This window comes from Mesorhizobium sp. M0848, from assembly GCF_040319805.1.
Lineage (GTDB): Bacteria > Pseudomonadota > Alphaproteobacteria > Rhizobiales > Rhizobiaceae > Mesorhizobium.
In genome coordinates, this window is sequence record NZ_JAMYOM010000036.1 from 14,474 (window position 1) to 34,180 (window position 19,707).

General features: G+C 57.1%; 23 protein-coding genes and 1 pseudogene. 14 read left to right on the forward strand and 10 right to left on the reverse strand.

Features of this window, described 5'->3' with window-relative positions; genetic code table 11:
• Positions 1–11 precede the first annotated feature (11 nt).
• Complete coding sequence (locus NKH95_RS29960; protein ID WP_023809599.1) at positions 12–704, forward strand: amino acid ABC transporter permease; 693 nt, start codon at positions 12–14, stop codon at positions 702–704.
• A 487-nt stretch (positions 705–1,191) separates the two neighbouring features.
• Here the strand turns inward: NKH95_RS29960 and NKH95_RS29965 are convergent, their stop codons facing one another.
• Positions 1,192–1,602 (reverse strand): helix-turn-helix domain-containing protein, encoded by a 411-nt coding sequence (locus NKH95_RS29965; protein WP_023809600.1) that lies wholly within the window; start codon positions 1,600–1,602, stop codon positions 1,192–1,194.
• Between the two features lie 438 nt (positions 1,603–2,040).
• Here NKH95_RS29965 and NKH95_RS29970 point away from each other — a divergent pair, with 438 nt between their 5' ends.
• From NKH95_RS29970 to NKH95_RS29995, 6 genes are all read left to right on the forward strand, one after another.
• Positions 2,041–2,964 (forward strand): hypothetical protein, encoded by a 924-nt coding sequence (locus NKH95_RS29970; protein WP_127291972.1) that lies wholly within the window; start codon positions 2,041–2,043, stop codon positions 2,962–2,964.
• Positions 2,961–3,338, forward strand: coding sequence for a hypothetical protein (locus tag NKH95_RS29975; RefSeq protein WP_127291969.1), 378 nt, complete (start codon positions 2,961–2,963; stop codon positions 3,336–3,338). Before NKH95_RS29970 ends, NKH95_RS29975 begins: the two co-directional genes overlap by 4 nt.
• 301 nt (positions 3,339–3,639) lie before the next feature.
• Entirely contained in the window at positions 3,640–5,019 is a 1,380-nt protein-coding gene (locus NKH95_RS29980; protein ID WP_352894170.1) for a site-specific DNA-methyltransferase, read from the forward strand.
• Positions 5,016–5,462 carry a DUF5681 domain-containing protein gene (locus tag NKH95_RS29985; RefSeq protein ID WP_127291965.1) on the forward strand — a complete coding sequence of 149 codons (447 nt, stop codon included), beginning with the start codon at positions 5,016–5,018 and terminating at the stop codon, positions 5,460–5,462. Before NKH95_RS29980 ends, NKH95_RS29985 begins: the two co-directional genes overlap by 4 nt.
• Positions 5,459–6,913, forward strand: coding sequence for a phage terminase large subunit (gene terL / locus NKH95_RS29990; RefSeq protein WP_127291963.1), 1,455 nt, complete (start codon positions 5,459–5,461; stop codon positions 6,911–6,913). Before NKH95_RS29985 ends, terL begins: the two co-directional genes overlap by 4 nt.
• A gap of 452 nt (positions 6,914–7,365) precedes the next feature.
• Positions 7,366–7,665 (forward strand): hypothetical protein, encoded by a 300-nt coding sequence (locus tag NKH95_RS29995; protein WP_127291960.1) that lies wholly within the window; start codon positions 7,366–7,368, stop codon positions 7,663–7,665.
• A gap of 95 nt (positions 7,666–7,760) precedes the next feature.
• Here the strand turns inward: NKH95_RS29995 and NKH95_RS30000 are convergent, their stop codons facing one another.
• Positions 7,761–8,111, reverse strand: a complete 351-nt coding sequence (locus NKH95_RS30000) for a response regulator (protein ID WP_245273111.1) — start codon at positions 8,109–8,111, stop codon at positions 7,761–7,763.
• 490 nt (positions 8,112–8,601) lie between these two features.
• Between NKH95_RS30000 and NKH95_RS30005 the strand changes: the two genes are divergently transcribed.
• Positions 8,602–9,348, forward strand: a complete 747-nt coding sequence (locus tag NKH95_RS30005) for a Crp/Fnr family transcriptional regulator (protein WP_023809607.1) — start codon at positions 8,602–8,604, stop codon at positions 9,346–9,348.
• 460 nt (positions 9,349–9,808) lie between these two features.
• Here NKH95_RS30005 and NKH95_RS30010 read toward each other — a convergent pair whose 3' ends face one another.
• Together NKH95_RS30010 and NKH95_RS30015 are read right to left on the reverse strand one after the other, a co-directional pair.
• A complete protein-coding gene (locus NKH95_RS30010) occupies positions 9,809–10,051 on the reverse strand; it encodes a DUF982 domain-containing protein (RefSeq protein ID WP_023809609.1) in 243 nt (80 codons plus the stop codon).
• Positions 10,051–10,281, reverse strand: coding sequence for a hypothetical protein (locus NKH95_RS30015; RefSeq protein WP_023809610.1), 231 nt, complete (start codon positions 10,279–10,281; stop codon positions 10,051–10,053). Before NKH95_RS30015 ends, NKH95_RS30010 begins: the two co-directional genes overlap by 1 nt.
• A gap of 1,457 nt (positions 10,282–11,738) precedes the next feature.
• On the opposite strand from NKH95_RS30015, the gene NKH95_RS30020 reads away from it, so the two are divergent.
• Both NKH95_RS30020 and NKH95_RS30025 read left to right on the forward strand, forming a co-directional pair.
• Positions 11,739–12,038 carry a hypothetical protein gene (locus NKH95_RS30020; RefSeq protein ID WP_127291957.1) on the forward strand — a complete coding sequence of 100 codons (300 nt, stop codon included), beginning with the start codon at positions 11,739–11,741 and terminating at the stop codon, positions 12,036–12,038.
• Positions 12,039–12,444: 406 nt separating this feature from the next.
• On the forward strand, positions 12,445–12,618 hold the full coding sequence (locus tag NKH95_RS30025; RefSeq protein WP_023809614.1) for a hypothetical protein: 174 nt from the start codon (positions 12,445–12,447) through the stop codon (positions 12,616–12,618).
• 489 nt (positions 12,619–13,107) lie between these two features.
• On the opposite strand, the gene NKH95_RS30030 is transcribed toward NKH95_RS30025, so the two are convergent.
• The gene (locus NKH95_RS30030) at positions 13,108–13,296 is read right to left on the reverse strand and encodes a DUF3606 domain-containing protein (RefSeq protein ID WP_023809615.1); all 189 of its coding nucleotides are present in this window, start codon (positions 13,294–13,296) and stop codon (positions 13,108–13,110) included.
• A 135-nt stretch (positions 13,297–13,431) separates the two neighbouring features.
• On the opposite strand from NKH95_RS30030, the pseudogene NKH95_RS30035 reads away from it, so the two are divergent.
• Positions 13,432–14,270, forward strand: a pseudogene (locus tag NKH95_RS30035) (ATP-dependent DNA ligase).
• Complete coding sequence (locus NKH95_RS30040) at positions 14,270–14,497, forward strand: hypothetical protein (RefSeq protein ID WP_023809616.1); 228 nt, start codon at positions 14,270–14,272, stop codon at positions 14,495–14,497. The pseudogene NKH95_RS30035 and the gene NKH95_RS30040 overlap by 1 nt, the downstream one beginning before the upstream one ends.
• Here NKH95_RS30040 and NKH95_RS30045 read toward each other — a convergent pair.
• Positions 14,494–14,739, reverse strand: a complete 246-nt coding sequence (locus tag NKH95_RS30045) for a hypothetical protein (protein ID WP_023809617.1) — start codon at positions 14,737–14,739, stop codon at positions 14,494–14,496. The genes NKH95_RS30040 and NKH95_RS30045 overlap by 4 nt on opposite strands.
• Before the next feature lie 11 nt (positions 14,740–14,750).
• On the reverse strand, positions 14,751–14,984 hold the full coding sequence (locus NKH95_RS30050; protein ID WP_023809618.1) for a hypothetical protein: 234 nt from the start codon (positions 14,982–14,984) through the stop codon (positions 14,751–14,753).
• 80 nt (positions 14,985–15,064) lie between these two features.
• Here NKH95_RS30050 and NKH95_RS30055 point away from each other — a divergent pair, with 80 nt between their 5' ends.
• Positions 15,065–15,784 (forward strand): SOS response-associated peptidase, encoded by a 720-nt coding sequence (locus tag NKH95_RS30055; protein ID WP_023809619.1) that lies wholly within the window; start codon positions 15,065–15,067, stop codon positions 15,782–15,784.
• Here the strand turns inward: NKH95_RS30055 and NKH95_RS30060 are convergent.
• On the reverse strand, positions 15,781–15,969 hold the full coding sequence (locus NKH95_RS30060; RefSeq protein WP_023809620.1) for a hypothetical protein: 189 nt from the start codon (positions 15,967–15,969) through the stop codon (positions 15,781–15,783). The two genes, NKH95_RS30055 and NKH95_RS30060, sit on opposite strands and share 4 nt — an antisense overlap.
• A 167-nt stretch (positions 15,970–16,136) precedes the next feature.
• On the opposite strand from NKH95_RS30060, the gene NKH95_RS30065 reads away from it, so the two are divergent.
• Positions 16,137–16,322 carry a hypothetical protein gene (locus tag NKH95_RS30065; protein WP_245273113.1) on the forward strand — a complete coding sequence of 62 codons (186 nt, stop codon included), beginning with the start codon at positions 16,137–16,139 and terminating at the stop codon, positions 16,320–16,322.
• A 606-nt stretch (positions 16,323–16,928) separates the two neighbouring features.
• Here the strand turns inward: NKH95_RS30065 and NKH95_RS30070 are convergent.
• Together NKH95_RS30070 and NKH95_RS30075 are read right to left on the reverse strand one after the other, a co-directional pair.
• Positions 16,929–17,651, reverse strand: a complete 723-nt coding sequence (locus NKH95_RS30070) for a Crp/Fnr family transcriptional regulator (RefSeq protein ID WP_023809623.1) — start codon at positions 17,649–17,651, stop codon at positions 16,929–16,931.
• Between the two features lie 561 nt (positions 17,652–18,212).
• Positions 18,213–19,655, reverse strand: coding sequence for a LuxR C-terminal-related transcriptional regulator (locus NKH95_RS30075; RefSeq protein WP_031212654.1), 1,443 nt, complete (start codon positions 19,653–19,655; stop codon positions 18,213–18,215).
• Positions 19,656–19,707: the final 52 nt, after the last annotated feature.

A 19,707-nucleotide genomic window follows, 5' to 3' on the forward strand; every position in this document is an offset into this window, starting at 1 on the left:
GGTATTCAACCATGTTTGATACCGATATTTTGCTCCAGGACACGCAGGAAATTCTGAGTGCCGTACCCGTGACGATTGGAATGGCGCTCATGATTTTCGTCCTGTCGACGATAGTCGGCAGCATATTCGCACTTATCGAATACAGACGGGTACCGGTGCTGCGAGAGCTCATCATGACTTACAAGATCGTCTTCAAGGGCGTTCCGATGGTCATCGTTATTTTCCTCGCCTATTTCGGTCTGCCGCCCGCATTCCAGTTCCTGTTCTCATTGCTTGGTATCAACTTCAACGCCCACGAAACCCCCAATTGGGTCATCCTTGTAGTTGCGATTACCGGCTGTGTCGCCGCGTTCCAATCGGAGATTATCAAGGGAGCCCTGAATGCATTCGACACCGGTCAGTCGGACGCAGCCCATTCGCTGGGCTATACGGGCGGCCAACTGTTCCGACGTATCCTATTTCCCCAGGTGGCCCTCACGGCAATTCCTGACCTGACGACTTCGATGATGGTCATCATGAAGGCCCTTTCTCTCGGATTCGCCATCGAGGTTGTCGATATCTTCGCCCAGTCCCAGTTGACCGCCGCGCTGAACTACTACTACCTCGAAGCCTTCGTGATTGCCGTCGTGATCTATATGGTGATTGCCTATATCGTCACACAGATTGCCGACAGGCTGGAGCAGGCGCTGAGGGTGCGGACATGAGGTGGATGTGGGATAGAATCGTCAAGCTTCGGATATCGAGCCGTACCTTGGAGGCAATTCTGTTGGCCATGAAAAGCCCGAGGAGAAGCCCAAGTAGCCGATGTATGTATCGATAATTTTGAGTGCCTGCCGGTCGACCCCATGCCGCCTGGAGCGTGGGCAAATAGACTGAGCTTGCATGCCGACTTGCATTCTCTATCGGCAGCTGCAGATGACACATATTTGTTGAGGTGGGTTCTCCCCCGTCTGGAGGGCTTCCCCTTAGCGGGCGCCGGGCTTTGGACGACAACGAGCCCGCCCGCAGTCTAAAGTATGATTGCGATCAGCGTCGCCCTTACGATCTTGCGCGTGACGCTAATGACATCGACAGCGCCGATAAATTGGGTGTCAACGCCAACCGCAGCCACGCGCCAAAGATTCCCCCAACCCTTGCTACCCAAAATCCCGTGTAGAACATCGGGCGCTGGCACCAGGCCCGTTGTCAACGTCAGCCCAACTGCCTCAGCGCCTTGACCTGCTCCACCGCAACTTTGATAAGCCGAGGTGTCAGTTGGCGCGCCGTCTCGAGGAGCTCGGCCTCAAGTTCCGCCCGCTCGCGCGAAAGCGGGCGTGTCTTTTCCAGACCATCAAAAAAGTCCATCAATGGCATCTTGAGGATGCGCGCTAACTCGGCAAGCGTCTCAATGCTGGGTAGCTGTTTGCCGCGTTCGATATTGGAAATGCTCTCAGGGGTGCGCCCAACACGGTCAGCCAACACTTCCTGGCTCAGCTTCGCCCCGCGCCGCGCAGCCTGAACTCGCGCACCTATAGCCTGCTTTAAAGAGTCGCTCATACTTGAAGCGTGACTTCGGCATTTCTCGTTGACAACGAAGTCAGCTTCAGCATTGGTCATCATCATGAAGTTTACTTCAAGTCACGTCAGAAACATCACCGAACCAGCGGTGACCGCGTCCAGTGTGAAGCCGGCACATCCTTTCAGAAAGAGCGTCATACCCGAATGAGTGCATTGCTCCTATCATCCCTGCAAGACATTGCCACGCCGCTGCGTCGACACCCTCTGGTGCGCAATGCACCGAGCGTCGGAGAGTCTCCCACCAGCGTCTCAGCGCCGGCTTATGACGAGCGCTGGCTTCGCGATCTTCTATTTCGACATCCCGAACTCATCGTCGCCGACCGCGATCACGGCCTTGGAGATATCGTTCCCCTATGCTGCGAACTCCCTCTGCCTCGCGCGGGCGGGACAGTATTTGCGGACCTCCTGGGCGTTAGCAGAAGTGGCCGGCTGGTCGTCATCGAGTGCAAGCTTTGGCGAAATCCCCAAGCACGACGAGAAGTGTTGGCGCAGATCCTCGAATATGCCGCTTTGCTACGACACTGGAGTTTTGGCGATCTATCCTCGACCTTGAGGCGCAAGCTGACCTTGGTTGATCCCAACCCGATCTTCGCCGCGGCGAAGCTTCGGTGGCCAGACCTGGAAGAAGCTCCGTTCGTCGATGCGGTAACACGATCGCTAAGACTCGGAGATTTTCAGCTCATCATTGCCGGTGACGGCATCCGATCGGACACTCACGCGATTGCCGAGCACCTCAACGCGCAGGGCGGCGGACTAGCCCAACTCGCGCTACTTGAAATCCAGATTTGGCAAACGACTTCTGGAAATATTATCGTTATGCCTACGGTGCCGCTGCGGACCGAAGTCCTGCAGCAGAGAGTTTTGGTCGACCTCGCCGGTATGCCGCTCTATTTGGAAACGCCAGAACCTATCAGCGCCCCGCCCGCTGACACCATGGAGAATGTTGTCGATCCCGACCGAGTAAACCGGCGGGGCATCAACCGTGCATTCTGGCAGCGGTTCATTGATGAGGTACAGTTCGACCACGCAGACCAACTGGCACCACGCCACGGCGGCGACAATTGGGTGAGAGTTCCCCTGCCCGACCCGCTAGGATGGCTGACTGCCTTTCGGTCGACTGGCAGCAGAGCCGAAGTCGGCCTGTTCCTGACCTTCCGCGAAGAGGATGGTCAGGCTCTCTTTGATGAATTCCACAACGACATTGCAGAATTGCGCGGAGAAACCGGCCTTGATTTGGTCGCGCGGCTGAAATCGGACAGGCCATTTCATGCGGAGTTGGGCGTGTTTAGGCCAAGGTCAGACTTCGCAGACGAAGGCCAGCAGCTCGACTGGCTCTGCCATGCGGCTAATCGCTTTGTTTCGTTGATCCGCCCAAGGCTCAGCCTGATGGCGGAGGCTGCCGAATGACAAGGCTGCTCAAATGGGAACGGCTGGCCCTGGAGGGCGACTTCTCAACCATGCCCGCGCCCCTTAAGTGGGATCAATCCGGCCGCTTCGCCCATTTCCTCAACGGGTACGAGGTCGCCGGAGGAATGGACGCTCTAGCCGGCCTTGCCATCGCAATGTCGGGGCAAGCTCGCAAGACGGGCAAATGGCAAGGCAGCGCGCTCGACCTTTGGCTCAGCCTGTTCTTCCAGCAACGCGCCCATCGCCATACCGGATCAGAAGACAATGACCCAATTCTCGACGAACTGTGTGAAGCGCTTCGTGTGGCTCTCAATCAACTGACGCCGGAAGAGGCCAAGGCATTGGCTCTGCGGCTCAAACAGGAGGCCCTTTAGCTCAGCATTTTGCGAATCAGCTTGCGACGCTGAGGTCGCTGACAAAGCATGTATTGGCTCGGCTTAGATATAGGCCAACAAAATATTTTGTCGGCCTTCGGCATCACTTTTGCCGAGCGACAAAATATTTTGTTGCAATCTCAAGTCGTGATAACACAAAGAAAAATGCATTTAGTTCAAGTTTCGTTCGATGGATCCGAAGATTTGGTATTTTGCGCCAAGTCAATGGTCGCTATTCTCTGGGTAATTCTCAGGAACATACCGATGTCGGTCGTTCCTGGGCTGGCATTCAGAGGATCTCATGGCCACCAACATCACCACAGTTTCGATCCACGCACTCACCCCTTACCGCAACAACGCTCGCACCCATTCCAAGAAACAAATCCGACAAATTGCCGACAGCTTCGAAAAATTCGGCTTCACCAATCCGGTCCTGGTCGACGAGAAGAACAACGTCCTTGCCGGCCATGGCCGACTCTCAGCAGCGCGCCTGCTGGGATGGAAGAACGTTCCAACCCTCTCGATCAACCATCTCAGTGAGGCGCAGAAGCGCGCTTACATCCTCGCCGATAATCGGATCGCCGAGAAGGCCGGCTGGGACAAGCAGATCCTGGCCATCGAGTTGCAGGCGCTGGTCGATCTCGACTTCGATGTGAGCCTCACCGGCTTCGACATCCCAGAGGTCGATCTGATCATCAGCGAGTTCTCGCCGGACAATCAGGATGATGAAGCCGAAGGGGACGAAGCGGAACATCTGGAGCAATCGGCGGGGCCAGCAGTAACACGGCCTGGCGATCTATTCCTACTTGGCGATCATCGACTGCTTTGCGGCAACGCGCTTTCGGCAGAGCATTTCGATATGCTGATGCAGGGCGAGAAGGCATCCGTCTGTTTTACAGACCCGCCCTACAATGTTCCGATCGGCGGACACGTCAGTGGTCTTGGCAAGACAAGCCACCGGGAATTTGCAATGGCATCCGGCGAGATGTCCGACGATGAGTTCGCAAGGTTCCTGGAACAGTCGTTCTCACTGATTGCTGGGTCGAGCAAGCCGGGCGCTATCGCCTTCGTGTGCATGGATTGGCGTCATATCGCAGAGACCACATTGGCGGGTAAACAGACGTTCGGCGATCTGCTCAATCTGTGCGTCTGGAATAAGACTAATGCCGGCATGGGCAGCCTCTACCGCTCTCAGCACGAGCTGGTGCTGGTGTTCAAAAACGGGAAAGAGCCGCATCGCAACAACGTCGAACTCGGCAAACACGGACGTCACCGCAGCAATGTCTGGACCTACCGCGGCGCCAACAGCTTTGGCACGACGCGGATGGAAGAGCTCGAAGCCCATCCGACCGTCAAACCTGTCGCTCTGGTTGCCGACGCACTGCTGGACGTCAGCCGCCGCGGCGACGTCGTGCTGGACCCATTTGGCGGCTCGGGGACCACGCTACTCGCGTCGCACAAGACAGGGCGCCATGCACGCCTTATCGAGATCGATCCTCACTATTGCGATCTGATCATCCGCCGCTTCGAAAGGCATACGGGCAAGCAGGCAACGCTCGCCACCACGGGCGAGACGTTCGAGGAACTGTGCGAGCAGCGTGGAAGCCTCGAATCTTCCGACGCACGCGCCAAAACAGCGTCCGCGACCCCGGCGCCTGAAACTGTGGGAGGCCTGCTGTGACACGGAGAAAGAAACCTGCCGACTACTCGATAGGCTACGGCAAGCCTCCAACTGAAACCCGGTTCCAGAAAGGAATGTCAGGCAATCCGAAAGGGCGACCGAAAGGCAAAAAAAACATGAACACTATTGTACGTGAGACGCTCTTTGGGCCGATCCAAATCCAGCAGAATGGCAGGACGACGACGGTGACGGCACTCGAGGCCATCCTCCTCAAAATGCGCAACAATGCGCTTTCAGGCGATTTCCGGTCGGCGGCCCATGCTCTTCAGCTCGCATCCCGTTGTGCCGAACTTGAGGAAAGCCGGCAACCCGATGCAGAGGTCGACGTGTTCGATCCGCAAACAATGGTCGACATGATGCGGGATTATCTCGACCACAAGGACTCGCCAGAGAATGATACCGAGACCCGTTCCAAGACCGGCGACGAGGGAGACGAGGAATGAACGCTCCACTCCCCCTACCGGGCCGACCATCCTCCTCGCCCGTTGCACCGACTGCCCTTCAGCTGCTGTTGGGCGCGGCCCGCGATGACTTGGCGACCTTCGTGGCGCTGGCTTTCTCCGCTGTCGATCCAGGTGCCAAGTATTTGCCCAACTGGCACATCCGAGCGATTGCGCATCAGCTCGAGCGCGTCTCAGCGGGCAAGTGCAAGCGCTTGATCATTACGATGCCACCGCGATCGTTGAAGTCGGTCACCAGCTCGGTCGCGTTCCCGGCATGGATTCTTGGCCGCGATCCGTCGAAGAAAATGATCTGCGTCTCTTATGCTCAACCTCTTGCGGTCAAGCACGCCAACGACTTTCGAACAGTCGTCAACACCGCCTGGTACCGGTCGATGTTTCCGACCTTCAAGGTTAGCCCGCGCAAGAACACTGAAAATGAGCTGCAGACCACGCTCGGCGGTGGGCGCCTGGCGACCTCGACCGGTGGTCAGCTAACCGGCCGCGGTGGCGACATCATCATTATCGATGACCCCTTGAAGGCAGATGAAGCGCATTCGGAATCGGCTCGCAATAGGTGCGCCGACTGGGTTCGCACGACATTGATGTCGCGCTTCGACAATCCCGCTGCCGGTGCCGTCGTCCTTGTCATGCAAAGATTGCATGTCGACGACCTGGCAGGCGTGCTTCTGGAGACTGGCGGCTGGGAGCATTTGAACCTGTCGGCGATTGCCGAGCAGGACGAACGCGTCCAGACAAGTGTAAATCGCTGGCACGATCGCAAGTTTGGCGACTTGCTCCACCCCGCGCGTCTGGGACACGCGGAACTGGACGGTCTAAAGCGCCTATTAGGATCGCTCAACTTTTCCGCGCAGTACCAACAATCCCCTGCCCCACCGGACGGCAACATGGTCAAGAGGGTGTGGTTTCGCGACTACGATCCGCATCAGTTCGACCGTCGGTCGATGACCATCGTTCAAAGCTGGGACACCGCCCTTAAGGGCGACCCCTCCAGCGATTACTCCGTCGGAACGACATGGGCCAAGGATGACAACAACTATTATCTCCTTGATCTCGTGCGCGTCAGGGCAGCTTATCCAGACCTCATCAAGTCCGTCAAAAACTCCCTTTTGGAGCACGACCCTGACATCATCCTCATTGAAGATGCCGGCTCTGGCTCAAGCCTCATCGCCGACTTGGAAAGCCAAGACATCAGCACGACGCCGGTAAAAGCCAGAACCGACAAGGAAAGTCGGCTGTCACGCGTTGCCGCGATGATCGAAAACGGCAACGTCAATCTTCCGAAAGACGCACATTGGAGAGATGACTTCCTGCTTGAGGTGCTCGCATTTCCGCATGGCAGGCACGACGACCAAGTCGATTCCATGACGCAGGCGCTGATCTGGATGAAAGACGACAAGCCTACGGGAAGGTTCTATATCGGCAAATTTTGAAGTCCTGCTCCAAAATCTGGGCGCTTTCGCGAAATGTCAGCTTTGCGCCCACATAACGACGTTGAGCAGAACCCGGCCGCATCCGAGGAGCGGACATTAAAGCGAACGGACGATGTAGCACGCCGATGCCGCTAGACGATCCGAGATACTGAGGTTGTCGGCTCAATGATCGCAGCTTGTAGCAGAGCGCGAAAGGCTACGGTCAGGACAGCCGCCGCGATCTGCACCCGGAGGGTTCGTTGCCATTGTTTTCGGGCGCCCACACCATCAGTTACGACCTTCGAAGCGTTCGGGGTTTTGAGACGCCCGCAACGCCGCCGTCGATTTTCTGTATTTCAAACCGAGACAAAACCCGAAATGTACGTCCTTAACCATTCATTGACTCGCGCCCCTTGCAATCTCTAAATCGGTTCTGAGGGAACGTTCTTGCACGTTGCGTTTTGAGGCGCTTGATGTTGAACCGACTCGATCACCCAAACCTTTCCCCCGATGATTTGCAGACCTGCAAACGGGTCTTCGAGCGGCTTTGTTCCGAGCGAAATTTCGACCATACGAGCGAAGAAGCAGAGCACATCGCTCCGGCGGTGATCCGTCACTTTCAAGAAGGCCACATGGACGAAGGCGATCTTTGGCTTGCCGTTCGAATGTGCCGCACATTTCGGGAGGCCTTGGCAATGCATCGCAGTGTCGGTCGGCTGGCCTACTATCAGGGCGCCCGACCTGGCTCGGATTTGCTGAACAGCCTGGCATAGACTTCGAGTTGGCCATGAAAGCTACGGCCGTACCGATACGCCTGACCGACGCGGCTGCGCGAAGACCCTATGACTAACCAGCTACCACCTCGCAGCTATTCTGAGGCAGGTAGCTGCTTCACGCTCTCTTGATTGAGGAGAGTTGCCAGCCCGATAATGATCTGCGGCATAACAAACGGCTTGGTGATCATCAGGCTGTTGGGCACTCCAAGCGACGGCCAGTCGTCCGCGCCATCGCCGCTCATGTATATCACTGGCATAGTGGGATTGACGGTTCGGAGGTGTCTGGCCACATCCCACCCGGTTCGGCCGTCTCCAAGCCTGATATCTGTGAGCAGAGCCGCAACTCGCTCCGGCTCACGATCAAAAATTGCAATGGCTTCAAGGCCCTTTGAGACGGGAATCACCTCAAACCCGGCCTCCCGGAGGGAGCTTTCGATGTCCAAGAGAATGATGCTTTCATCTCCACAACCAGTACGGAAACCGACGGCATTGAAAGGTATGCCTCCCTGAGTATTCCTCGGCAATTCAACGGCCGCAGGCCCGAAAATGCTCCTTAGACAATAACATATGTTAATGCGGCGAAAGCGGGCTGGGACTCGGAGGGCGCAGCCGAAAGGGAGGAGCCTCACGCAAAACAGTCATTTAGATAGGAACTTATAAACATATGTTATAGTTTGGAGGGTTCTGAGTGGTAGGTCATAGGGGAGCACGATTTGAGGTCTGACTCGAGCGTCGCCTTGTCCCAAGGCTTATCGGAGAGACAGACATCACAGAGGCGCAAGCCCTGGAGTTGATATCGCTTCTAGGAGCGAATTGGTCCTCCCTGATGCGGGAGGCCAAAGGCATCAAGCACAATCTAAGGTCACCAACCATGCCGCCCTCGAGAACATTAGCGCCCCCAGCAAGTTAGGGCCAACCCCAAACAGGTTCTTGATGGCACAGGCTCCCTCTTCGAACATTTTAATCCGCAAGCTCCAGACCATCTCGGAACTCGCACCGTCAGATATTGCGCTCTTGGGGAACATCTCGATTCAGGAGAAGGAATATCATGCCAACGAAGACATTCTGCGCGAGGGCGACAAACCGACCCTTTCCTTCGTCGTTCTGGACGGCTTGATAGGCTCGACCAAACTAACCGGCGACGGCAAGCGTCAGATTTCCTCCTTTTTTGTTCCGGGCGACATTCCCGACCTGCATGGTTTGCATTTGTCGGTCATGGATTCCACTTTCACACCTTTCATGCCGACGCGGGTGGGCTTCATGCGGCATGACGCTCTTCACGATATTTGCGACCAGCACCCTTCGATAACGAGAGTGTTTTGGCGCTCGACGGTGATCGATGCGGCGATTTATCGAGAGTGGGTCACCAACGTCGGGAGACGCGACGCCTATGCTCGTATGGCTCACCTTCTTTGCGAACTGATAGTCCGCCTGCACTCCGTGGGCCGCATTGAGGATCGTGTGGCCCACCTTCCGATCACGCAGGCTGCACTTGGCGACGCACTTGGGCTTTCCACCGTGCACGTGAACCGGGTGCTTCAGGAACTTAGACGCGACGGTCTGATATCCACCGTTGGCTCGCGTTTTCATGCGACCGACTGGGCAGGGCTCGTCCGCGCCGCAGATTTTGACTCTACCTATCTGCACCAAAGGGCTGCGCAAACAGGTGCCGATTTCTGAGCCTGCTGGCTCGCTCATAATCCGTTCAGCCAAGCCCTTCGCGATCCGCCGGTCACAGCTTGACGAACCCGACCGCAGACATAAAATAGCGACGGCATGACTTCTCAAAGATACGACCTCAGGAAGGAGCCCGACGAAACCTGGACGGTGTTTGACGTGTTCACTGGGCAGCCAGCAGACGCGTGGGGCGCTCCGGCGGAGTATCTTGACGAGGAGTATTCCCGCGATCTCGTCAGCGTTCTGAATCTTGTCGACCTGAAGCGAAGGGCCGCCCCAGGTAACCTCTAAGTACGACTGCCTAGGAGCGCCTGATAGCGTCGAAATTCCGCAAAGTCACCGTTCTGCGGGCGCCACCTGACATGGTGGAGAGGCTGAGCGGGCCGTGCTAAGGGCGAACCCGAAGCCTTAAAGGCGCTGGTCAATTCGCCGCCGCCATAGCTACCAGACCCGCATAACGTTGTTAATCCGGCAGCAGCATCTCCTCTTGGTCGGCCGCAGCCTCGAACAGTAGCCGGAAGTCACCAATCGGCATTTTGCCATCCATCGCAGACAGACATGCCTCCGCCGCCGACCGCCACTTTGGGCCACGGTTGGACCACTTCAATAGTTCCTCGGCGGCAGTGCCGATACGGCTGATCCCAAGGCGGAATCCCGGTCGGTCGGTTTTGACGTAGACAGGCGGGTTGAACCAACGATGGGGCATCAGGGTTCGCGCACGTCGAACGCGACGAATAGCTGCCAAATGGAGGCTGTATTGACGATCATTTCGACTAGTTGGCAGTCGGTTTCACGAAGGTCACGGCCGCGCTCGCGCACCAATGCAATGGTCGCCTTCACGGAAATTATGTCGCCCGGTAGATAGCCCAACAGGGCCTCGCGAACCAGCTCCTTGGCCGCTAGCTGCGCAGGCCAAACAGGTGCTTGAATGTCCATCCCATCCTCCCAGAGAGACAGAACCTCAATGACCCATTCTGTGGTGCACTTTCCGAAAAAGGCAAGGGCCGGAAACGTACAAAGCAGGTTCTGAAGGGCGCCAATCCCTTAGATCTGCGCCTTGCGCTTGAGGGCATTGCTGGGCGCTCTTGATCGTGCCGGCACACGTGCGGAGGGTCGGCATTTCGTATCTCCTAGCGGTTTGTTCGGCCCTGTGAGAGCCTGGGCCACTGGTCGGATTGAGGGTCGTGCCGGTGATCTGCCAAACATTTACCCGGACGGAGAATGCTCCCCTTCGAGATGTGTAATCCGAAAGATCGTCGGGTTACGGTCGCAAAGCGCGCCGCCAAACTGCGCCCACAAGCGTTCGCACTCTCTTGCCCTAGACTCGGGGTGCCCGGTTCGCCATAGAAGATCATGGCTCCGCGAACATCGTATCCAAGCACCGAAGCGTTGGCCACCAACTGAATGGCCATACCCAAGGTGATGGGACCGATTTTGGCCTCAGTTTTAGTGGAGAGGTCGACCACACCAAACACTTCCGCATTGACGCCTCTGCCAGCCAAAACGGCCGTCGAGATCGCATTATTCGCGGAAAGAAGCATTCGATTAGTCGCCCGTTGAAACGGCTCTACCAACTCTCAAAGGCAAGGTTTGCTCCCGATCACCCGACCTATCGCAGGTGGGGCGCCTTCGGCTGCAACAATCAACTGAATCAGGCGGCATCTCTCATTTCTGCGTCGTTGACGGGAAACTCCTGGAAAGACAGGCCACTCCGTCGAGCCCAATTCCGCTCAACATCGAGGAGTTCATTCTCACCAGTCAAGCCGTTCATAAACAATCTGAGTACGTGTGCAGCTATGCGCTCACCGTCCTGCGAAGCAACACGTACACCGCGCTCTTTGCAGACCGTCCGACAAACATGGGCAAGCACCATAATATCGCTCGGCTCCAAAAACCGACCTGGATATAACATACCGTCCTCCCTGGGAAAGCTACATTGAGCTTCTGATTACATAGGGTCACCGGCAGCCACAATTAACTATGATAGTCGTTTACTCGACTCTGCAGAAATTTGAGCTGCCCACCAAAACGCATCGGGCATAGCGCCACTACGGCACCGAGGTACGGGCTATTCAGGACACGCGAGGTGCCTCCGAGCTTAGAATTTTAGGCAAGCTTCGCTTCTTCGCGTGAGAGATCCACCATAATCCGCAGGCAGTGCACTGTGAACTCTCCCCCGAAAGACCGATAGCAGCGGCGCAATTGTGTGGATCCGCGCTGTTTAGCCCATTCACTCGACGATGTTCAGGACGCTCGTTCTATGACAGCGACGCGCTTGGCCTCCCCTCATCGCTCCGCAAGCGGGGCGGGCGCCTTGATTAGTCATTTTTCTGGGAACCGTCGTTTCGCAGCGAAGTTCGGTACCGAAGGGACGTTCCGAGATGGAGTTGATCATGAAACAGGTTCTTTTCGCTTCAGCCATTATGGCACTGTCAACTGGCCTCGCCTTTGCGCAATCGACCACCACGACCACAGGCGGATCGTCGAGCTCGACAACCAAGACAATGCCGAGCACTACGACCGATCAGGGGACGGATTCGACCACCACGAGTGGAACGAACTCGAACTCCGCCAAGGACTGCGCTCCGGGTCAACAAACTGGTAGCGCCAAGCAGGCCGCGCCAGGTCAACAGGATACCGATGCTAACTCGGCTGCTCCTGGCCAGGTGAAGAAGACCACGGAAGGCTGCTGACCTGACCTGTCCCAGGTTGATGCATAGCGGTCGATTCTCAGGATGTCGCCGCATTGGAAAAACCCGTCGTGCTAGGCCGGCACGGCGGGTTGATAGCAGGACTATAGTCTTGCATTTCGCAGCGAAGGTCCAAGCTGTGCCAGTTGGTTCTCTGCTTGTCCAACGGCCGTTCCATTACATTAGTTAGTCGACATATATGTTATCGCCGCCTGCAATCTGTGCCATGTTGGTTCACCCTAGTGGCACCTGTTTTGCATCGCCCGCGACAGCAGGGGAAAACCAACACCCCAGCGAGTCCCGTTATCCCTGGGACGGCCTGCCGCTGCCGTGAATGGGGCGCGGGCTTTTTTCTTATTCGATGAAACGAACGGTCATGCCGTGAGTTGGCTTCCCAAAGGAGGAGCCGATGAAAAAGGAAGGCGATGGGCGTGTAGACAAAGGCAATCAGCAACTGCTTGCCCGTCGTTTGTCTGAAGAAGTCGGCATTTCAGAACCTGAGGCGCGCGCTCTGATCAAGCTTATCGGCACGGACTGGAATTCGCTGCTTCGTGAAGCCCGATTCTTGAAGGAGCGTCATTAGAAGTCCGCCGCCTATTGGGGCGCCGGCGGCGGACCTGTTAAGCGGCTACATCCTTGGGAATCGACCGCTCGTAGGGTTAATGTGCCACTTGGAGGCCAGTTCCATGTAATTGCACAGCGGCAAGAGCATGCGACTTCCGCTTTATCCGGCATAGGCCATCAGGCGTAATTGTAGCGACGCCATTGTCTAGTATCATATGGGGCCTGGTCATTAGGCCCACCCTCGTGCCCAGCATGGTCGGCACGGTCACTCACTCGATCCTTCGGCTGCTTGATCGTGCCGACTACTGCCGACGTCTGCTACTGCCGGTGGAAAGAGCCGGTTCCAAGGGCTGGTGCCCTGGCAATTCATGCCAAGCGACTTGGCGTAGGTCGCGCATGTCGACCTGCTGGCCGCACGTGGGGCAGGTGTAGAAATTCTCCCGCTCGTCGGCTGGCTCGCCGCCGTGCTGCCTGCCGGGGATGGGTGGTCCAAGGTCGGATAGCTTGGTCATCTACTGCCCAGCGCTTTTGCTTCTCGTTCTAGCGTCTCACGGTCGTTGCCGTGCTTTTTGATAAGTTCACGCACCTCGGGGATCGTAAGCTGAAACTTGCTGGCGAGATAACCGACCTCATATTCTTCGTCGCCTGATACCCGGTCGCGGTCGCGGAAATCACGCTTGCTTTTGTCGTCGGCCATTGGTGTTGCTCCTAGAGGTTGTTGATCCGCAACGCGCACCGGGTCGCATTGTTCATCCTTCTTGGAACTATTTTAGCTAAAGCTGATTGAATCGCGGGTGTGGGTCAGTTGATGCGTTTGAAGTTCATCAAGCCGATGGAGCCGGAGCTTGTCGATAACCCGCCAGAGGGTGACGACTGGATTCACGAGATAAAGTTCGACGGCTATCGCACGCAGATCATCAAGGACGAAGACGGCATCCGAGTGCTGACGAGGAGAGGGTACGACTGGACTGCACGCTACCAGATCCTTGCCGACCAAGCCGCCGCGATTGAAGCCGACGACTTCATCATTGAGGGTGAAGCCATCGTGGTTGATGAGGCTGGACGCTCCGATTTCCATGCGCTGCAGTCGGCGGTCAGCAGCCGCGAGACCTATCAGGACTATTATCTCGTCGCCTTCGATTTGCTGCACCTAAACGGCACGACCTCCGCAGCATGCCGCTCGAGGATCGGCGCGAGATCCTGCAGGGAATGATCGAGGCCGGCGGCCGCATCCAATTCAGCGAGGCGATGCCCGGCACGGGCGACGCGGTTTACTACCTTGCCGACCAGACTGGACAAGAAGGCATCGTCTCGAAGCGCCGGGACAGTCTCTATCGCAGCGGCCCGACGATGAACTGGCGCAAAATCAAGTGCTACGATGAAAAGGAGATGGACATCATCGGCGTTCAGCGTGATCCGGGCCAGGCGGCAAGGGTTCTTATGGCTGACAACGGCCGCTATCTCGGCACCGCCAACGTCAATTTCAAATTCGACAAACGCAAGCGCCTCTGGGACCGCGTGCAGGGCAAGGTGGGCGGCCCTGTGCCGAAAGGCCTGAAGAGAGACAAGGCGGAATGGCTGAAGCCGGGTCTTGTCGGCCGCGTGAAGTTCCTGAAAGGTGAGGAGCAACTACGCCACGCGAAGCTGCTCGATTACCGGGAGGAGGAATAATGGCGGTCGCCAAGAAAGATCAGGAGCGCATCACCTATGCCTGGATGTATGGCTCCCAAGCGCGCAAGGACGGTAAGGAGCGCTCAGTGCCGGAGTATTGGGAAGAACAGGCCGACGCTTGGCTGCAGGGTTTTGATGACCATCCTTTGGCCGACGCCGGCAAGGTCAAGCCTGTCAGTGAGCAGATGGAAGCGGAAGTCGATGAGGCCGGCGTCAGCGAGCATTAGAGCGGCTTGCCGGCGCGCATCATGGCCCGCGCAATCGCGAGCTGCGTTTCCGTCCTGGCGTTCTCTTTCTGCGTCATGTTGTCGGCGGCGATGAGCCGTTTCAATGCCCGCAATATCTCGCCCCGCGTCCATCCCGCCTCTATCATGCAATCGACAATCGCCTGAAATCCGGGCTCCATTGCCTCCTGGCAGTCAATTGCCCGGTCCTGATATTCGTCCTGTCTCCTGGGTGGATTGATCATGCGCTGCATTCTCAGTTGGCGGGGCCTTTGGGCATCGTCTCGGACGTAGTTCCGTCGAGAAGATCGAGAAACGAGTGCATCGCCTTCACCATCATCCGCGCACCGTTTTCGTTTAATGTGAAGGATCGCTTCCCCTCATCAGTCAACAGCCCGACCAGGCAGACCTTGGGATTGTCGCGGTCGTCGATATCGATTGTGACGCCCGATACCCCTGGCAGCATCACGTCCTTTTGCTTCTTAGGCATCACTACGACAGCCTTGACTCGTTCTCACTCTGTTCCCATTTTGGGCAGGCCTCGATCCTTGTCAATGAGACGACCCTAAAATGTGTGGACGCGTTTTCGTAAAATCGACAATCCCGGACATGGTGCGGCGCTTCGAGTTCGCGCACCCCGGCGACATCGAGCGCTTGGGCAACGGGTTCCCGATCTGGAACGGTGCGCCCAGCCTGACCTATCCAATCATTAGCCGCGAAGAGCTTTCCACGAGCATGGCCGGTTTCGTTTCTGCGAAGTGGGGACTTGTTCCCGGCTGGGCGCGCGATGGCGGCGGCCGTCCGCCGCCTGTCAATGCGCGCTACGAGACCATTGCCAGCAATGGCATGTTCCGAAAGGCATATGCCGCGCGCCGCTGCCTGGTGCCTGTCGACGGCTATTTCGAATGGCAAAAGCTCGACCCTTCGGGCAAGAAAAAACAGGCTTACGCTATCGCCATGAAGGATGACGATCCTTTTGCCATGGCTGGAATCTGGGAAGAATATGCCGACAAGGCGACCGGCGAGTTGATCCGGACCTTCGCTGTCGCCACCTGCGAGCCAAATACGTTGATGGCGACGATCCATGATCGCATGCCGGTTATTCTGGCGCCGGCCGATTACATGCGCTGGCTCGGGCCGGAAACAGATCCTCGCGACCTCATGAAGCCCTATCCATCCGACCTCATGAAGATGTGGCCGATCGACAGCAAGGTCGGGAAACCAAGCAACAACACGCCCGACATCATCGACGAGATCGGTTTGGGGCCGACCGATTTGTTCGACGTCTAGAGATACTGATCGCCGTCGCCGCGGTGCTCATAGCAGAACCAATGTGATTCCCTGCGCGGCCGGGCAAAGCCCCAGCCGGCGACCTTGCCACAACCGTTACGCTCACATGTGTGGCCAAGCACCTTCACGTGGTCGCGCTGTGCCGGCGTCATGCCTTCGGCTAGTCTCGCTGGTTCGTCGCTCATGGCAGAAAGATTCCACAGTCAGACTTGACGGGCAAGGAAAATGTTCCTTTTCTGTTCTCATGGCACACGAACCGATCGACACGCTGGGCAAAGCGACCCGGCACAACATGCTTGTGAAAGCGGAATGCAGCTGCGGCAATGTCCGCTACTGCCGATCGGCCGACCTGATGATGGTCTACGGCGGCGGCGTCGATCCGCAGACGCTGAAGTTCAATTGCAGCCGGTGCCAACCTCAGATCAAGATCACGCTGCTGGAGGTGCATCCAGAGCACTTGCCGAAGCGTCTGCTGATCCACAAACCGATGAAGATCGACGGCAAGATCACCTGGCATACCGAGCGCTTCAAAGGATGACGAAGACCCTCGCCGATACGTTGGCCGCGCGCGAATGCCTCTATGTAAATTGCGGGCATGCTATGTGCTGCAAGTCCATCAAGCTCGACATCCATGCGCTGATAGATCGCCTCGGGCCAGATCACGGATCGATGCACTGGGACCTGGTCGGGCTTTTTGGCTGCTCGGATTGCAAGGCTGCGGGTCGCGACCATCGACCGGTGTTCTTCACATGTATTCCCGATTACGAGGGTCAGCAACGGAAGCGCAATCGCGAATGGGAGCCGACTTTCGATGGTGAGTAACAGGTAGCCGCGCGGCAGGGCATGGGAGCGTACCGGCAGCATGTGGAGTTGTTGGGCTGTGCGGCGCTGGCCAAGCAGACATCAGGTCCGCCGCCTAACACACACATGGCCATTCTTCCAGGCGCAGTTAAGGTGTGGTCCCGGAAGCCAAGGCCTGTGTGTGCGTCCGTCGGCCATTCCCTACGGTTGGGTAGAGTCATTGTGCTTGGCAATTTTCTCCAAGAGCTTACGTGAGGCTTCGAGGATAAGGCGTGTTACGGCGACTCGTCGGCAGGCTAGCCGCTGTGCTGGTCGGATAGCTTCGTCATGGCTATTTAGTGGTTTACGTCCGGCATGCGATGGTCTTAACGAGCAGTACGTATTCGGCCTCTGGCTTGCCGTAGGTGCCATTTGAGCAGGCCGCAAGGCCGCTGCGGTCCCTAATACGCACTTCGCCCCGCCGAGAATAGATGAGCCCGCGTCCTTCCAGCATTTGAAGCCCAACGGTAACTCCTGGCCGTCTTGCTCCAAGCATGACGGCGAGAAACTCATGGGTGATCGCAAGGCGTTCGCCGTGGATCCGATCGTCACACATCAGAAGCCAACGCGCCAAACGCTCTTCAAGGTTTGATTTGGCGTTGATCAGGGCCGTATAGCTGGTCTGAATGTGGAAGTAGTGGACATAGCGTAACAGGAACAGGCGCAATGTTGGGCTGTTCGCAAGAGCATCCTTGAAGGGCTCGGTTCCGATCCGGAAAGCGCTACCGGGCGACTGAACGTAACATTCATGCGGGGCATAGTCAGCGCCCATCACGAGCGCGGCACCGGTCATTCCCTCAAAACCGACAAGTCCAACCTCGGCCTCCTTGCCTGAAGCCGTCGCGACCACAGAAGCGATGCCGTCCTCCAGGAAGTAAACCGTCTCGATCTCTGAATCGGCTTTCTCTAAGGTCATCTTCAGCTTGAGGGCACACGGCTCAAGATGTGGCTGCAAAAGCGCCAGGTCACCAGGGTTAAGCCGACGCAGCAATTCGTTTTTATAGGAATCGTTCTGTGGATTGGTCATAGCTCAATCCCACTTGGGGCAAGAGCTTTCCAATCTCCTTGCCGTCCGCGCCCGTAAACACGTGCAGACGATTTGGCGAACTTACGCCCTCTGGCGCGCGATTGACAGTGAAATGCAAACTGATGCACGGCGTCCCCTCAGCCGCGGAATTACAAAACAGGGTGTACAAATTTAAAGGGTTGGAATCGTACAGAACTCTGCTTCGTACGAATCCAACAATTTGCGATAGCGGCCAACGAGCCGGCTTGATGTGCACCGGGAAGGAAGCAACTCTGGGGCGGCCTCGGTTTTGGCGGCACGATCAACTGGGCCGACGACAGGTTCTCGGCTTTCGGCGAAGCCATCGCCCGGACGGGCCTCAAAGACTTCGGTGACAGTCATGTACTGACCGGCTCGCTCGGCTTGCGCGTCAAGTGGTGAGTTGCTTGGCTCTTACAAGCTGATGTAGATCATCGTTGAGCGTCGGCTGTTTGGAGTTGCAGAGCTGAAGCTGCCATTCAGCTTCCGGCCCCAATGCTGCCGAGGAGCAATGCGCCTCTGAGGTGACCAGGAGTGAAGAAGCTATGCCAAACCCGCACGACGGGCGCCTTCTCTGATTGCAGCAGTGGCGACAGGATTGGTAACCGGATAGGTTCTGATGAACACCTCAGCCGTGAAATTCGGGAACTCGTCCTTCAGTCGCGAATTGATCCTGGCGACCTGAGGCGTTTCATTGAGCATCGCATGAGCCATTGCCACAAACAGAAGTGTGGCGGGCGAATCTGGCGCAGATTGACGTAGCGCGACCAGGGATTCACGGTAAAAGCCTAGAACGTAGCTGCATCGGGCAAGCATTCCATAATACCAAGGAACATAAGGATTTAGCCGGACCGCTCGCTTGGCCAGTTCGTAGCCACGCTTCGGGTCGCTACCAACAAGAGCAAGGCTACCCGCAAGAAAGGCAAGTGAGTCCGCGTCATTTGGAGCAGCCACCGACACTCGGTCATGTTCTTCGACAGCAGCTTCGACATCGCCCTGCAATGCCCGAAGATCGGCAAGCATTATGCGGGCGTAAATGTCGGCCGGATCGAGCGCCAGCGCTTGCTTGACACATTTGCTCCAGCTCTCGATCGAGCCGGAAAGGTTGTCGGTAAACCCGTTGATGGCTTCCACAGCATGCGCAAGTGCCAGCGCGGTCCAAGCTCTTGCTAGACCCGGGTCGAGTTCGATCGCACGCGCCAGTAGCCGTATCGCCTCCTTGTTCGACTCACGGGTGAAAAGGTGCTTCTGCTCAAGCCCAAGCAGATAGCAGTCATAGGCCTGCAAACTTGCTGGAGCCTTCCGACGAGCAGCATCGCGTCGCAGATTGGCGAGCTGACCGTGGCAAGTTGCAAGGACATTGATGACGTTTTCGGTCACGCTGTCCAGCATCGCAAACAGGTTGTTCGCGGAACGATCGTAACGCATCGTCCAGACATCGACCCCTGTGTGGGCGTCGACGAGTTGGACGCGGATGCGCACCCGCTGCCCGTCCACTTGAAAACTTCCCTCGATCACATAGTCGGCATTCAACTCTCGTCCGAGAGCTCGCACGTCAACACGCCGTCCCTTGTAGGAAAGCATTGTTTGGCGGGCGATCACCGCAAGGTCCCGGTAGCGAGAGAGATCAACTATGAGGTCCGCCGACAAACCATCAGCGATACGAGTCCAGCGTTCTTCTCCGCTTAGATTGTCGAACGGGAGAACTGCGAGGACCGGCGGACCCGGCTCGTCGGTCGAAAGACTTCCGGGTGGTGCATGGCTGCGGTCCTGCTGGCGGTGATCGGCAAGTAACCCAGCAAGCGCCACTTTACTGCGAACATCGAGCTTCCGATAAATGGCCGAAAGATGGGTCCGAACGGTGGTAGGCGCTATGAAGAGTGTTTCGCCAATTTCGCGATAAGTCATTCCCTCCGCAAACTTTGCCGCGACCATCAACTCCCGATCCGATAAGCCGGCGAGAGGATTGCCTACGGGGCGAAGCATCGTTCCATTTTCCTTGCTGCCGACCTGTGGCCAGAACCCGATGGCCTTACAT

Coding starts and splice junctions, on each gene's coding strand:
- NKH95_RS30040 (WP_023809616.1), top strand. CDS start 14,270: ATGGCGGTCGCCAAGAAAGATCAGGAGCGCATCACCTATGCCTGGATG.
- NKH95_RS30060 (WP_023809620.1), bottom strand. CDS start 15,969: ATGAGCGACGAACCAGCGAGACTAGCCGAAGGCATGACGCCGGCACAG.
- NKH95_RS30055 (WP_023809619.1), top strand. CDS start 15,065: ATGTGTGGACGCGTTTTCGTAAAATCGACAATCCCGGACATGGTGCGG.
- NKH95_RS30030 (WP_023809615.1), bottom strand. CDS start 13,296: ATGGCCGACGACAAAAGCAAGCGTGATTTCCGCGACCGCGACCGGGTA.
- NKH95_RS30070 (WP_023809623.1), bottom strand. CDS start 17,651: ATGACCAATCCACAGAACGATTCCTATAAAAACGAATTGCTGCGTCGG.
- NKH95_RS30065 (WP_245273113.1), top strand. CDS start 16,137: ATGATGGTCTACGGCGGCGGCGTCGATCCGCAGACGCTGAAGTTCAAT.
- NKH95_RS30045 (WP_023809617.1), bottom strand. CDS start 14,739: ATGATCAATCCACCCAGGAGACAGGACGAATATCAGGACCGGGCAATT.
- NKH95_RS30005 (WP_023809607.1), top strand. CDS start 8,602: ATGGCACAGGCTCCCTCTTCGAACATTTTAATCCGCAAGCTCCAGACC.
- NKH95_RS30010 (WP_023809609.1), bottom strand. CDS start 10,051: ATGCCCCATCGTTGGTTCAACCCGCCTGTCTACGTCAAAACCGACCGA.
- NKH95_RS29975 (WP_127291969.1), top strand. CDS start 2,961: ATGACAAGGCTGCTCAAATGGGAACGGCTGGCCCTGGAGGGCGACTTC.
- NKH95_RS30020 (WP_127291957.1), top strand. CDS start 11,739: ATGAAACAGGTTCTTTTCGCTTCAGCCATTATGGCACTGTCAACTGGC.
- NKH95_RS29960 (WP_023809599.1), top strand. CDS start 12: ATGTTTGATACCGATATTTTGCTCCAGGACACGCAGGAAATTCTGAGT.
- NKH95_RS30075 (WP_031212654.1), bottom strand. CDS start 19,655: ATGCTTCGCCCCGTAGGCAATCCTCTCGCCGGCTTATCGGATCGGGAG.
- NKH95_RS29995 (WP_127291960.1), top strand. CDS start 7,366: ATGTTGAACCGACTCGATCACCCAAACCTTTCCCCCGATGATTTGCAG.
- NKH95_RS30050 (WP_023809618.1), bottom strand. CDS start 14,984: ATGCCTAAGAAGCAAAAGGACGTGATGCTGCCAGGGGTATCGGGCGTC.
- NKH95_RS29980 (WP_352894170.1), top strand. CDS start 3,640: ATGGCCACCAACATCACCACAGTTTCGATCCACGCACTCACCCCTTAC.
- NKH95_RS29965 (WP_023809600.1), bottom strand. CDS start 1,602: ATGATGATGACCAATGCTGAAGCTGACTTCGTTGTCAACGAGAAATGC.
- NKH95_RS30025 (WP_023809614.1), top strand. CDS start 12,445: ATGAAAAAGGAAGGCGATGGGCGTGTAGACAAAGGCAATCAGCAACTG.
- NKH95_RS30015 (WP_023809610.1), bottom strand. CDS start 10,281: ATGGACATTCAAGCACCTGTTTGGCCTGCGCAGCTAGCGGCCAAGGAG.
- terL (WP_127291963.1), top strand. CDS start 5,459: ATGAACGCTCCACTCCCCCTACCGGGCCGACCATCCTCCTCGCCCGTT.